This window comes from Rhizobium viscosum, from assembly GCF_014873945.1.
In the GTDB taxonomy this organism is placed as follows: domain Bacteria; phylum Pseudomonadota; class Alphaproteobacteria; order Rhizobiales; family Rhizobiaceae; genus Rhizobium; species Rhizobium viscosum.
Genome location: NZ_JADBEC010000001.1, coordinates 3,448,279 through 3,461,719 on the forward strand (window position 1 = coordinate 3,448,279; position 13,441 = coordinate 3,461,719).

The 13,441-nt window shown below is 61.8% G+C and carries 11 protein-coding genes; 6 read left to right on the top strand and 5 right to left on the bottom strand.

The window, feature by feature from the left end; translation table 11 throughout:
* On the bottom strand, window positions 1-408 hold the full coding sequence (locus tag H4W29_RS16900) for a DUF2000 family protein (protein WP_192729932.1): 408 nt from the start codon (window positions 406-408) through the stop codon (window positions 1-3).
* Window positions 409-440: 32 nt separating this feature from the next.
* On the opposite strand from H4W29_RS16900, the gene H4W29_RS16905 reads away from it, so the two are divergent.
* Both H4W29_RS16905 and H4W29_RS16910 read left to right on the top strand, forming a co-directional pair.
* Entirely contained in the window at window positions 441-1,385 is a 945-nt protein-coding gene (locus H4W29_RS16905; protein WP_192729933.1) for an AraC family transcriptional regulator, read from the top strand.
* A gap of 196 nt (window positions 1,386-1,581) precedes the next feature.
* A complete protein-coding gene (locus tag H4W29_RS16910) occupies window positions 1,582-2,535 on the top strand; it encodes an NmrA/HSCARG family protein (protein WP_192729934.1) in 954 nt (317 codons plus the stop codon).
* A 1-nt stretch (window position 2,536) separates the two neighbouring features.
* Here the strand turns inward: H4W29_RS16910 and H4W29_RS16915 are convergent, their stop codons facing one another.
* Entirely contained in the window at window positions 2,537-3,457 is a 921-nt protein-coding gene (locus tag H4W29_RS16915) for a LysR family transcriptional regulator (RefSeq protein ID WP_192729935.1), read from the bottom strand.
* Between the two features lie 138 nt (window positions 3,458-3,595).
* Entirely contained in the window at window positions 3,596-4,306 is a 711-nt protein-coding gene (locus H4W29_RS16920; protein ID WP_192729936.1) for a helix-turn-helix transcriptional regulator, read from the bottom strand.
* An 88-nt stretch (window positions 4,307-4,394) separates the two neighbouring features.
* Here H4W29_RS16920 and H4W29_RS16925 point away from each other — a divergent pair, with 88 nt between their 5' ends.
* A complete protein-coding gene (locus tag H4W29_RS16925) occupies window positions 4,395-4,793 on the top strand; it encodes a VOC family protein (protein WP_192730759.1) in 399 nt (132 codons plus the stop codon).
* A 30-nt stretch (window positions 4,794-4,823) separates the two neighbouring features.
* On the opposite strand, the gene H4W29_RS16930 is transcribed toward H4W29_RS16925, so the two are convergent.
* On the bottom strand, window positions 4,824-5,909 hold the full coding sequence (locus H4W29_RS16930; RefSeq protein ID WP_192729937.1) for an AbrB family protein: 1,086 nt from the start codon (window positions 5,907-5,909) through the stop codon (window positions 4,824-4,826).
* 161 nt (window positions 5,910-6,070) lie between these two features.
* The gene (locus tag H4W29_RS16935; RefSeq protein ID WP_192729938.1) at window positions 6,071-6,973 is read right to left on the bottom strand and encodes a LysR substrate-binding domain-containing protein; all 903 of its coding nucleotides are present in this window, start codon (window positions 6,971-6,973) and stop codon (window positions 6,071-6,073) included.
* 91 nt (window positions 6,974-7,064) lie between these two features.
* Here H4W29_RS16935 and H4W29_RS16940 point away from each other — a divergent pair, with 91 nt between their 5' ends.
* The 3 genes from H4W29_RS16940 (at window position 7,065) to H4W29_RS16950 (ending at window position 13,421) form a co-directional block, all read left to right on the top strand.
* Window positions 7,065-8,117, top strand: a complete 1,053-nt coding sequence (locus H4W29_RS16940; protein ID WP_192729939.1) for an aldo/keto reductase — start codon at window positions 7,065-7,067, stop codon at window positions 8,115-8,117.
* 100 nt (window positions 8,118-8,217) lie between these two features.
* A complete protein-coding gene (locus H4W29_RS16945; RefSeq protein ID WP_192729940.1) occupies window positions 8,218-9,630 on the top strand; it encodes an FAD-binding oxidoreductase in 1,413 nt (470 codons plus the stop codon).
* Window positions 9,631-9,719: 89 nt separating this feature from the next.
* Window positions 9,720-13,421, top strand: coding sequence for an AsmA family protein (locus H4W29_RS16950; RefSeq protein WP_192729941.1), 3,702 nt, complete (start codon window positions 9,720-9,722; stop codon window positions 13,419-13,421).
* The last annotated feature ends 20 nt before the right edge of the window (window positions 13,422-13,441 follow it).

Below are 13,441 nucleotides of genomic sequence, written 5' to 3' on the forward strand. Positions count from 1 at the left end.
TCAATGCTGCATCGTTGCGCCCTTGGTGATCTTGTCGACGATCTTCTTGTCGGCTCGCAGGGCGATGCCGACGACCTTGGCGTCGTTAGGTGCGTATTCGGCGAAGACGGCGCGATTGGCTGCGTCATGGCCGGTTGCAAACATCTCTTCGATGAAGACGGAGGAGGTCACGTCGCGCTCCAGCGCGCGGCGATGGATCGTCGATATCGTCGCTTCGTCGGCCGACAAGACGATGATCGGCTGGATGGATAGCGGGTTGTAGAGGTTGCCGGCGCGGTCCTTGTAGGGCTCGCCGATGATTTCCGGATACTGCCCGGCGATGCCTGTCGAGAGGAAGGCGGTGACATTCAGCTTCTGCCAGCCGGCAAGATTGTTTCGCAGGACGATCGCAATTTTGGTATCAAACATCTCAGTCTCTCTCATCAGGGTATCGAAACGCGTTGAGCCAGGATCTAACGCCGCAGGTCTTCGAGGGTCTTGAACGTTTGTGCGCGCCGCAGGTGGGCAGCGGTATGCTGTCCGCGCCTGGGGGCAGCGGCATGCTGGCCGCGCCCGCCGGCAGCGGCATCCTGACTGCGCCTGCCTTTCCGGGCATCGAGCGTATCGAGGCGCAGTTCTCGGGCAATGTCTTCGAGCCGCATCGGCATGATACCTATGCGCTCGGCGTCACGCTTCACGGCGTGCAGACCTTCACCTATCGCGGCGAGCGGCGCTTCAGCATGCCGGGCCAGGTGATCGTCTTGCATCCCGACGAGGAACATGACGGTGGGGCGGCGACCGAGGCAGGCCTACATTATCGCATGCTTTACATGGAGCCGGCGCTGCTGATGGAGTGCCTGGCGGCAGAGAAGATCGGCCTTCCCTTCGTCGACCAGCCGGTCATTGCCGATGGGGCGCTGGCGCAGGTGCTGCTTGCCGCACTTGGCGAGCTCGACCGGGAACTGGACGAGCTTTTCGTCGACGATTTCGTCAGCCGCGTGGCGGGCGGGTTGTCGCGCCACTCGCAGGTGCGCCGCAGGGCTCTCGGCACGGTTGCCTGGAGGCAGGTGCGGGCGGCGCGCGATTATCTGGAGGCGCATGCTCTGAGGCCAGTGCGCTCCGGCGAGCTGGAGAGCATTACCGGCCTCGATCGTTTCACCCTGTCACGGCATTTCCGCACGGCCTTTGCCACCAGCCCGCACCGCTACATGCTGATGCGGCGGCTGCAGCAGGCAAAGGCGTTGATGGGCGAAGGCGAGGGGTTTGCCGATGTGGCGGCGGCTACCGGCTTTGCCGACCAGGCGCATTTCATCCGACATTTCAAGAAGGCCTATGGGGTCACGCCGGGGCGATGGGTGGGGCTTCAACGTTTTTATGCGGCAGAGGCCGGCTCGTTCAGCGGCTAATATCGGCGCGAGCATCACGCATTTATCCATAAAATGGCATTATCATATGCATTACGCATACCTACAGCAAGAAAGCTTGATGAGATAACCTACTCCCGAGTTCGAGCTATCGGCACCAGCCGAATGCTCTCCCCAGAATGACGCTTGGCTACGCTAGTCGGCAGCCAATGACAGGGAAAAGGTTCAAGGCGCAACTATGTCTAATAATAATAAGCCACTCATCGCAATTGTCGGTGCAACCAGCAAACAGGGTCGTAGCGTCGCAGCGACGCTCCTTCGCAGCGAACGTTTCCGCGTACGCGCCTTAACCCGAAAAAAGGATTCGCCTGAGGCTTTAAGTCTGGAGAAGCTTGGAGCCGAGATTGTAACCGTGCCTCTCCAGCTTGGCTTCCAGAAGGATCTCGTCGCTGCCTTCGAAGGCGCGGACGGGGCATTTCTGATGACGCCGCCCGTCATGCCACCGGAGACAATGGAGGCTCCTATCGGCCGCCAGTTGGCGGATGCCGCGGTTGAGGCAGGTGTCGGACATATTGTGTTCAGTACGCTCGAGAATGTCGACGCCATCTCCGGCGGGACGAAATATGCTCCGCACTTCACGGACAAGGCGCGCGTCGCAGATTATATTCGCGGTCTGCCGATCTCTCATTCCTTCGTGATGCTGGCATTCTTCTACACCAACCTTCTCGAATATTATCCGCCGCGCATGGAGGGTGATACGCTCGTGATGCCAATTTATCTTCCCGAAGATTTTCGAGCGCCTTTTGTCGATCCGCTCACGGCGACCGGGCCGGCCGTGCTCGAAATTTTCTCAAATCCCAAGCGCTACAACGGGAAAACGTTGCCGATCGTCGGCGATGTGATCTCTCCGCACGAGATGGTCGAAACTTTCCGAGAGGTAACCGGCCTCAAGGCAGAATATCGAAATGCTTTCACCAGGGGTGGCCTGCTGCAGTATTTTCCGGAGTTCGCCGCGAACGAGCTTTTCGTGCAAGAACTTTTGGGGATGGTCGAGTACGCTGTAGAATATGGTTATTTCGGCAGGGAGCATGATCTGGAATGGAGCCGTCGCCTGAATCCCGACACGCTCGACTGGGAACAGTATCTTCGGACCACGGGCTGGCGCGGCGACAAGCGATCTTTCGGGCTCTAAGTCACGATGGGCGGATTCCCGGCAGTTTAGGAATCTCGGCGACAAGAAAGTCGGTGAGAAGGCGGACGCGGGCAATAGCCGAACGCTCGGGCACGATGAGCAGGCTCAGCGGAACCGGCGACGGACGATAGTCTTCGAGCACGACCTCGAGCCGGCCGTTGTCCAGGAGATCGTGGACCAGCCAGAGGTGCGTGGGGCCAATGCCGCGTCCTGCGGCAAGGGCTTCGCGTGCCGCAAGCCCGTGATCAACGCGCAGCTTCCCGTTGACGGGAACCGCAAAATTTTCGCCATGGCGGGAGGAGAGGGCTATCTGATCGCTCCCGGCCACATTGGACATGATGACGGTTTCGTATCGCGAGAGATCGTCCGGCCGCTCCGGCCGCCCGTGGACGGAGAAATAAGCCGGAGCGCCTACCATCAGCCGATGGCTCTTTCCGAGCGCATGAAGCTTCATGGAGCTGTCGGTGAGAGGTCCAAGCCGGAGTGCCAGGTCAACGCCTTCGCGAACCAGATCGATGCGCTCGTCGGTCAAGTTGAGATCGACGCTGATATCCGGATGCTGGTCCTGAAATTCGAAGATGAGGCGGGTGATGTGCATCACGCCAAGCGCTGCAGTACACGAAAGCCTGACCGCGCCTGCGGCCGCCCGACGGGCATTCCTGGCTTCCTCGGCAGCTTGCTCGACCAAGCGTAACACCTGAAGGCAGTTGCTATAATAACGGCTGCCTTCGTCGGTAAGGATGACGCGACGCGTGGTCCGGCTGAGGAGAGGCACACCGACTGCGTCCTCGAGTTCATTGAGATGCCGCGTCACGGTTGATTGACCGATGCCGAGTTCCCTTGCCACAGAAGACAGATTGCCGCGCTCGGCAACGCGAACAAACGTGCGCATTCGGTCGAGAGACAGTCCAGTGTTATCCATTTTTCAGCACAGTGATGTTCATTGGGTCAATCTAGGGAATAACTGGGCCTGTGGCTAGTCAGGCATAGGCAGGATAGTTCGGAGGCCGTTTTGACGGCCACACATGCTGATGATCCCGGATTTAAGCGGCGTTTTCTCCTAGCCCTGAGCAGAGCGCGAACGGGATAGTTCGGTTTCACGCCAGTGCAGCCATTGCTGTCTCAACCTCCCTCTGGATATGCCGATGATCTCTTCGAGAACCTCGATATCGAGGATGCGTTCGGTGCGAAAATGGCGGAAGGCCTGCTTCGATTCACACCACGCGATCAGAAGACAATGCGCGTCTGCATAGCCGAGAAGCACCGGCCACACGATGCGATGGCTTAGCTCGCCATCGGCCGCGCGATATTCGAGGTCGATCTTTCGCCCCTCCCTGATCGCCCGCCTGACCGGGCGGGTGTCGAACGTCAAGCTATTGGTGACCTGCTCGGGTTTCAGGCCGACCGCGGGTTCGGCGATGAACGGAAGAAGGTCGTCGGGTACTGTGTCGGTAATCTTGGCGATAACATCTCTGGCGGCATTGGTGATGGCCGGGTCACCCAGTTTTGCAACCATCTGGACGCCGAGCAGAACGGCTTCGATTTCCTCTGGTGTCAGCATCAGTGGTGGCATGTCGTATTGCGGATCGAGCACGTAACCGAACCCTGCTTCCCCTTCGATGGGAACGCGCTGGCCGATCAGATGGGCGATGTCGCGGTAGACGGTACGTCGCGCGACCTCGAGTTCATCGGCAAGCTGCGCCGAGGTGACCGGACGGTTTGATCTTCGAAGTATCTGGATGATCTGAAAAAGCCGTTCCGCTTTTCGCATGGCTGATGACTCCTGCTGCCACAACGCTGGCAGGATGACTATGTCACAAGAGCGGGCAAAGACATCGTTACGCCTGAAGGAGAAAATGATGAAGCTCGCATCCACTCGTCTCGTCGCTTCGGATATTGAAAGCATGGTGGCCTTCTATGAGTTCGTGACGGGCTATCGCGCCGACTGGCTTGTTCCCGTCTTTGCCGAGATCGTCACACCCGGTGCCGTCGTGGCGATAGGGAGCGCTGAGACGGTTGCTCTGTTCAAAGAGGGCAGTGCGGAGCCACGCGCCAATAAAACCGCCATTCTTGAATTCATGGTATCGGATGTCGACGCTGAATTCGCTCGGCTCAAGGATCATGTCGAGGTGGTGCATGAGCCCAAGGATATGCCGTGGGGAAATCGCACGGTCCAGTTCTCGGACCCGGAGGGAACCTGCGTGGCGCTTTATACACCCGTTACCGAGGCCGCGAGGCAACGCTTCAGCGGTCGTTGATCGGCCTGCGGGTGCCGAGGGTTTCCATGCTCACGCGGTGTTCTCCGCAAGGCCGGAGCGACGCGCCATGAAGCGGGCAAGCGCCGGGCCGATCAGCAATATGATCAGGAAGCGGCCGGTCTGCATGGCCATGACGAAGGGCACGTCGACATCGCTTGAGGCGGCGATGATGGCGACGGAATCGGCGCCGCCGGGACTGGTCGCGAGATAGGCGGTGAGCGGGTCGATGCCGGCGAATTTGTGGAGTGCCACCGCCATGCAGCCGCAGAGCGCCATCAGGATGATGATGGAGGCGGAAACGCGCGGCAGGGCACGGGCAGCGTGTTTGATGATCGAGCGGGTGAAGCGCAGGCCGATGCTCCAGCCGATGAGCGCGTAGCTGAGCGCCAGGATCCAGGTGGGCAGCTCGATCTTCAGGAGGCCGAAGCCTTGCAGTATGGCGCCGGCGAAAAGCGGTACCACGATGTTGCCGCCCTGGATGCGGAAGCGGAAGACCCCGTAGCAGCAGAGGGCGGCGAAGGCGATGGTCATGGCGAAAGCCGGCCAGTCGACCGGCGGGAAGAAGATGACCGGCGGCGGCTCTTCGCCATCGGCGGCGACCCAAAGGCGGGAGATGATGGAGGCGCCGACGGCGACGAAGACGACGCGCAGATATTGCATGAAGGCGACGAGGCGGGCGTCCGCTCCATAGGCTTCCGACATGATGACCATGGCCGAGGCGCCGCCGGGCGTGGAACCCCACACGGCGGTCGTGCCGGGCAGAACCTGCCAGCGGGTGAGCAGCCAGCCGAGGCCCGCGGCAATGGCGATCACCGAGACGATGAAGACGAAGAAGAGCGGCGCGTCCTTGGCCATGGTGCCGAGGATATCGGGCGTGATGTTGCGGGCCATCAAGAGGCCGACGAGGACCTGGCCGAATTGCAGCGGCCAGTAAGGCACGCGAAGCTGCCCCTTGCCGACGGTGAGCGCCAGAACGATAGCCGCGACCATCGGGCCGATCAGCAGCGAGGCGGGGAGGGCGAAGAGTTCGAGGAAAAGGACTGATATGGCCGACAAGGCGAGCAGCAATACCCATTTGGGCAGGCTCGCTTTCTGATGGAAGCTGCTTGCGTCCAAAACTGTAGTCCCCGAACTTTTCGACCGGAGCAGGCCCGAAGGCGAAGGTGGGAGGAGGCCCCGGCACTATAAAGAGGCCGGCTGCGAGGGCCGGCAGGCGCAGACCCGGTATAGGCGCGGGGTGACCAAGGGGTCAATTGCGGAATCTGACCTTTCCGGCTTTAAAGCCTGACGTGTCTTGCAAGGAAATCCAGCAGGGCGCGAACGCGCGCCGGAAGAGGGCCGCCTTGGCCGATATAGACGGCATAGAACTCTTCGACATCGCCGGGATTGAGTTCTTCCAACACGGAAATGAGTCGACCTGCGGCGATGTCGGCGCGCACGGTGAATTCTGTCATGCGGGCAAGGCCGGCACCTGAGAGCGCCAGATAACGCATGGCCTCGCCATCGCCGACCTGAAGGCCGGGGGTGACCGGAATGGTGATCGTCTCGAAATTGTCTGTGACAGGCCAGCCTTCCAGCGCCCGGGCATAGGAGAATCCAATGCGGCGGTGGCGGTGCAGTTCGGCAGCCGAGCGTGGTTCACCGTGATGCTGAAGATAATCGGGTGAGGCAACGATGATCTTTCCGGCAGCGCCAAGCTTGCGGGCGATCAGGCTCGATGTCTTCAGCGGGCCGGCGCGAATTGCGACATCGGCACGTTCTTCCAGGAGGTCGACGACCTTGTCGGTATGGGTGATGTCGAGGGTGACGCCGGGATGCTCGGCCATGAAGGCGGGGATGAGCGGCGCCAGAACATGATTGCCGAAAGAGCCGCTGGTATTGATGCTGATGCGGCCGGCGGCCTGTTCTCCTGCCGAGGCGAAACGTTCGGCCTCCGAAATGTTGGCGAGGATTGCCACGCTGCGCTCGTAGAAGGCGCAGCCTTCGGGCGTGAGCTGCAGCTTGCGAGTGGAGCGGTTGACGAGGCGGGTGCCGAGCCGGGTTTCCAGCCGGGCGACGAGCTTGCTGACGGCGGAAGGCGTCATGCGCCTTGTTTCAGCGGCAGCGGAAAATCCGCCGCGCTCGACGACGCTGACGAAGACTTCCATTTCGCCGGATCGATTGATGTCCTGACGGCTCATGATGAATTCAAATCACAGATGATATGCTTTGGGGCAATCTATATCATCATTCCGGCCGGGTCTATCTCTTCAAAAAACAGGAGATTGAATCATGGAATACAGAAATCTAGGTGCATCGGGCTTGAGGGTGCCGGCGCTGAGCTTCGGGGCCGGCACGTTCGGCGGCAGCGGACCGCTCTTCGGCGCCTGGGGTACGACGGATGCGCAAGAGGCGCGGCGGATGGTGGATATCTGCCTGGAGGCGGGTGTGACGCTGTTCGATACGGCCGACGTCTATTCGGCTGGTGCATCCGAAGAGGTGCTGGGGCAGGCGATCTCCGGAAAGCGTGACGCCGTGCTGATCTCGACCAAGATGGCGCTGCCGATGGGCGAGGGGCCTGATGATTGGGGCACCTCGCGGGCGCGGTTGATCCGCGCGACCGAGGATGCGCTGCGCCGGCTCGGTACTGACTATATCGACCTGTTGCAGCTTCATGCCTTCGATGCCTCGACGCCTGTCGAAGAAGTCCTTGCGACACTCGATGGGCTCGTGGCTGCCGGCAAGGTTCGCTACATCGGTGTTTCCAATTTCTCCGGCTGGCAGCTGATGAAATCGCTTGGGCTGTCCGAGAAATATGGATATCCGCGTTACGTGGCCCATCAGGTCTATTATTCGCTTGCCGGACGGGATTACGAATGGGAGCTGATGCCGCTTGCCGCCGACCAGGAGGTGGGTGCACTCGTCTGGAGCCCGCTCGCCTGGGGCCGGCTGACCGGCAAGATCCGCCGCGGCGCGCCTTTGCCCGAGGGAAGCCGTCTGCGCCAGACGGCCGAATACGGTCCGCCCGTCGATGACGAGAAGGTTTTCGATATCGTCGATGTGCTGGGCGAAATTGCCGCCGAGACCGGCAAGACCGTCCCGCAGATCGCCATCAACTGGCTGATCGGCCGGCCGACGGTTTCAAGCGTCATCATCGGCGCACGCAACGAGGAGCAGCTTCGGCAAAATCTCGGCGCCGTTGGCTGGAGCCTGACGCCGGAGCAGATCGGGCGGCTGGATGTGGTCAGTGCCGCGACGCCGCCTTATCCCTATTTTCCCTATTATCGGCAGGAGGGCTTTGCGCGGCTCAATCCACCTGCGGTCCCTGCAACAAAGATCGGATGAAATCTTCCCGAATCTTGGCTGGACAGCCGCTTTGACTTGCCTCATACCCGGCCTGCTGCAGATACTGTAGCAGGCTGTGGAATGCAGGGAGATCAAGGGCATGGCGCTGCGCGACGCGAAGGCTGGAGTGCGAAACGAGGCGGGCATCGAGGCCGTGTCAGGCATTCTGAAACAGCGCTTCGGAGAGCGCTTCCAGACCGGCCGGGCTTTTCGCGCCCAGCATGCGCACACGACCACCTATATCCCTACCCAACTGCCCGACGGCGTGCTCTTTGCCGAGACGGCTGACGATGTGAAGACTGTCGTCCGCGCCTGCGCCGACCATAAAGTGCCGGTCATCGGCTTCGGTACCGGCTCCTCGCTCGAGGGCCAAGTCAATGCACCGAATGGCGGCATTTCCATTGATTTCAGCCGCATGAATCGAGTGCTTGAAGTCAATCCTGAGGATCTCGACTGCACGGTCGAACCGGGCGTCACGCGCGAGGCGCTGAACACCCATCTGCGCGATACCGGCCTGTTCTTCCCGATCGATCCCGGCGCCAATGCCTCGATCGGCGGAATGACCTCGACGCGAGCCTCCGGCACCAATGCCGTGCGCTATGGAACGATGAAGGACAATGTGCTCGCGGTGACGGCAGTGACCGCCTCCGGCGAAGAAATTCGCACGGCGCGCCGCGCCCGCAAGTCGTCGGCGGGTTACGATCTGACGCGGCTTTTCGTCGGGGCGGAAGGTACGCTCGGCATCCTGACTTCGGTGACGCTGCGGCTGCACGGTATTCCACAGAAGATCGCCGGCGGTGTCTGTGCCTTCCCGAGCGTGAAGGCGGCCTGTGACGCCGTCATCATGACGATCCAGATGGGCATTCCAGTGGCGCGCATCGAGCTTGTCGACGCGCTGCAGATGCGCGCCAGCATCGCCTATGCCAATCTTCCCTATGAGGAAAGCCCGGCGCTGTTCCTCGAGTTTCACGGCACGGACGAGACGGTGGAATTGCAATCGGCCGCCTTTGCCGAGATTGCGGCCGAATGCGGCGGCGGCGAATTCCGCTTCACGGCGAGCCCGGAAGAGCGCACGAAGCTCTGGAAGGCTCGCCACGACGCCTATTGGTCGGTGCGGGCGCTCGCGCCCGGGCTTGCCGTACTTTCGACCGATGTTTGTGTTCCGATATCCCGACTTGCGGATTGCGTTGCCGAAACGCAGGCCGATATCGAGGCAAACGGTTTGCTGGCGCCGATCGTCGGCCATGCGGGCGACGGGAACTTCCATGTGCAGCTTTTGTTTGACGACAAGAGTGCCGCGGGGATTGCCACGGCAGAGGAATTCGTGGCCAGGCTGAATGCGCGGGCGCTGGCAATGGACGGAACATGCACCGGCGAACACGGGATCGGGCAGGGGAAAATGGCATTTCTGGAGCAAGAGCTCGGGGGGACGGTGGATCTGATGCGCCAGATCAAGCGCTCGCTCGATCCCGACAACATCCTCAATCCCGGCAAGATTTTTCATCTGGGCTGAAAATGGAACAATCTCATGATCTTGGCCCTTGCCCCCGGCATGAATAGCGCTAGTGTCGGCAACAGAATCCCGAATGGAGAATCCCTGACTTGGTAGGCCGGTTCCTCGTCTTTCTAGGAGGAGTGATCGTCGTAGTGCTCTTCGTGGCGCTGCTGGCACCGCTGTTCATCGACTGGACGGATTTCCGGATGAATTTCGAGGATCAGGCAAGCCGCATCATCGGCAAGAAGGTGACGGTGCACGGCACTGTCGATGCGCGGCTGCTGCCGTTTCCGTCCGTAACGCTGCATGACGTGCGCGTCGGCCAGGAAGAAGACGGCACGCCGGTGGTGCAGGTCGAGCAGTTCTCCATGGATGCCGAGCTTGCGCCTTTCCTCTCGGGCGAGGCGCTGATCTTCGACATGCGCGTCGTCAACCCCAAGGTGCGGCTGCGGCTTCTGAAGGACGGCTCGCTGGACTGGATGCGTGGCAGCCAGCCGGAAATTCCGGCCAAGACCGTCGTTCTGGAAAATGTGCATGTCAGCGGCGGCGAGATCGAATTCGTCGACGACCAGTCCGGTCGTTCGCGGCATGTGACGGGGCTCAATGCCGAGATGTCGGCGAAGTCGCTCGCCGGTCCATGGCGTATCGAGGGTGACGGCGCGCTCGACGGCGAACATGGCAGCTTTTCCATCTCCAGCAATCAGCCGGACGAGAGTGGCGTGTTGCGCGTGCGCACCCGGCTTGCGCCGGACAAGCATCCCATCACCATCGACCTCGATGGTGAACTCAAGCTCCTCGACAGCCGGCCGAACTATCAGGGCACGCTGTCTGCAGCGATTGAAAACCGTGAGGGCAAGACTGAAAAGGGGGAGGCGCCGCCGCGCCTCAAGGGTCGTTTCGAACTCACCAACGACCGGATACGCATTCCCGAATACCGTATGGAAGTCGGCTCGACCAGCGATCCTTATGTGATAACGGGCGAGGCGACGCTCGACACCGGCAGTGCGCCGGAATTCCTGCTGACCGCCGATGGCCAGCAGATCGACGTCAACCGTATCGGCAATCAGGGTGCCGCGGGCAAGACCAACCGCGACCCGGCGGTTTCGGCACGTCAGCGACTGAACTCGCTGCTCGAAATTGTCGGCCAGGTGCCGATCCCGCAGGTGCCGGGGAAAGCGACGGTGCGCCTGCCGGCAATCGTTGCCGGGGATACGACGATCCGCGACGTGGCGCTGGAACTGAGGCCGGCCGGCAATGGCTGGATGATCGACAATGCCGTTGGCACGCTGCCCGGCCGCACGCAGGTGGAAGGCGCGGGCAAGCTGACGCTCACGGGTGATCCGTCCTTCAACGGCCAGATGGTGGTTGCCTCCACGCAACCTACGGGCCTTGCCTCCTGGCTGGCCGGTTCGGTCGATCCGGCGATCCGCCAGCTCCGACAGGCCGGTTTCTCCGCCAATGTCAGCCTGACGCATGATCTGCAGCGCTTCGAGAACCTGGAGATCGCGATCGGTGCTGCGACACTCAAGGGACGGCTGGAGCGGCAGGCGACCAACGGCCAGACGCCATCGCTTTCCGTTGCGCTCAACGGCGATTCACTTGATCTCGATGCGCTGAGGGCGTTGATCGGTCTCTTTACAGGCCAGGATGCCGGCGACAATGTGCTCGATCACAAGATCGCCGCACAGTTCAAGGCTGACAAATTCACGGCCTTCGGTGTGCAGGCCGATAATGTCGAGACGACCTTTACACTCGCCGATGGGGCGCTCTCCGTCGACCGGCTGTCGATCAAGAACCTTGCGGGCGCCGAACTGACGGCGACGGGCAAGGCGGAGGGGTCGCTGCTCGACTATAAGGGCACCGGCGAGATCACCTTCAAGGCCGCCGATCCCGGTGCTTTCTTCTCCATGCTGCGCGAGCATCTGCCGCATCACCCTGTGATGGACCGGCTGGTGCGCAACGCCGGCTGGTATGGCAATACGGCGCTGCGCGGCGCGCTGACGCTCGGCGGGGATGACGGCAATGCGCTTTCGGTGACGCTCGCAGGTGTTTCGAACGGCAGCCGCGTCAACCTCGACTACCGCATGTCCGACCTGCTGGCGCTGACCGGCAGCGGCACGACGACGCTGGAGGCAACGCTCGACAATGCCGTGCCGTCGATCCTGTTCGGGCAGGCGGGTCTCGATCCGCTGCCGGTCGATGCGGGCGCCAATGGCCGCATGACGCTGAAGGTAACGGCGGCGGGCAACGATCCTGCCGATGCTGCGCTGACCTTCGCGACAGACCGGACGTCGTTTACGGCAAACGGCAAGGTCGACGTGCGGCCCGACACTTTCATGAACGGCAATGTCGCCGTATCGCTCGAAAGCGCCGACCTCGATCCGTATCTGGTGATGAACGGCATCGCGCTGCCTGAACTTGGCACCGGGCTGCCCTTCAAGCTGCAGACCAACGCGACCATCGATGCCGACAAGGTGGTGTTGGCGGATCTCAACGGGCATGCGGCCGACAATGAATTCGCCGGGGGGCTGACCTTCGACCGCAAGGCGGCAAAGACGACGGCGAGCGGCACACTTGCGCTTTCCAAGGCCGATCTCGGCTGGCTCGGCGAGGCCGTGTTCGGGCAGATCAACGACCCCGCCAACGGCCAGTTGACAACGGCCGCCCTCGGCCTGCCGCTCTTCCGTGATCTCGACATCAATCTGAAGCTCACCGCAAAGCAGTTCTGGCCAGGGCTTTTCAACACGGCGGTGAACGATTTCACCTCGAACGTTGCCTATAAGGGCGACGAGTTGCAGCTCAACGACATGGCCGGCAACTGGGATGGCGGCGCGCTCTCCGGCAATATGCTCTTTACCAATGCCAATGGTACCGGCTTCCTGCAGTTGCGGCTGGCGCTTGCCGATTCCGATCTTGGCGGCGTCGTCTGGCCGCGCGACGGCGCGCCTGTCGCCAACGGCAAGTTCGGCATGTCGCTGGCGCTCGAAGCTTCAGGCAAGACGGTTTCGGAAATTGCGAGTGCTCTGAACGGCTCGGGCGAAATCCGGCTCGGCGAGACGAGCGTTCGCGGGCTGAACCTTGCGATCCTGGCGCCGCTATTGGCCGCCACCGATCCGATGCAGGACCAGATCAATGCCGGCAAGATACATCCGATTGTCGAAACGCTGCTGAACAATGGTGAGGCGAAGCTGCCGCCGCTCAGCATCCCTTTCAACGTGACTGACGGTACGCTGCGGGTCCAGAATGTCAGCGTTGCCAACGATCTCGCGCATTTAAGCGCCGACGCGCAAATCGAACTGCCGCAGGGGCGCATCAGCGCGACACTTGGCATCGGCCTCAATCCCGGTGCCGAGGCGCTTTCAGGCGCGGAGCCGGGCATCCGACTGAACTTCTCCGGCCTGCTGGCCTCGCCCGGCAAGACGATGGATGTGACCGATATTACCAGCTTTCTCTCGCTGCGTGCCTTCGAGCGCGAGCGGCGGCGCGTCGAACGGCTGCAGACCAATGTGCTGGAAAAGCAGCGGCTGCGGCGCGAGGTGGCACTCTATCGCTTCAATGACGCCCAGCGGGCTGCGGCTGCCGAGATCGAGCGGCAGCGACAGGCGGAGGAAGAACGACTGCGTGCGCTGGCACAGCAGGCGGCCGAGCGCAAGGCAGAGGCCGAGGCGAAGGCTGCTGCCGATGCGAAGGCCAAGGCTGAAGCAGAAGCTCAGGCGAGGGCCGCCGCTGAGGCCGAGGCTGCGCGCCGTTCGGTGCCGCAGCCCGGACAGCTCAATTTCGATCAGGTGCCGGGCGTCCGGGCACAATAATTCATGCCAGTCAAAAGGCT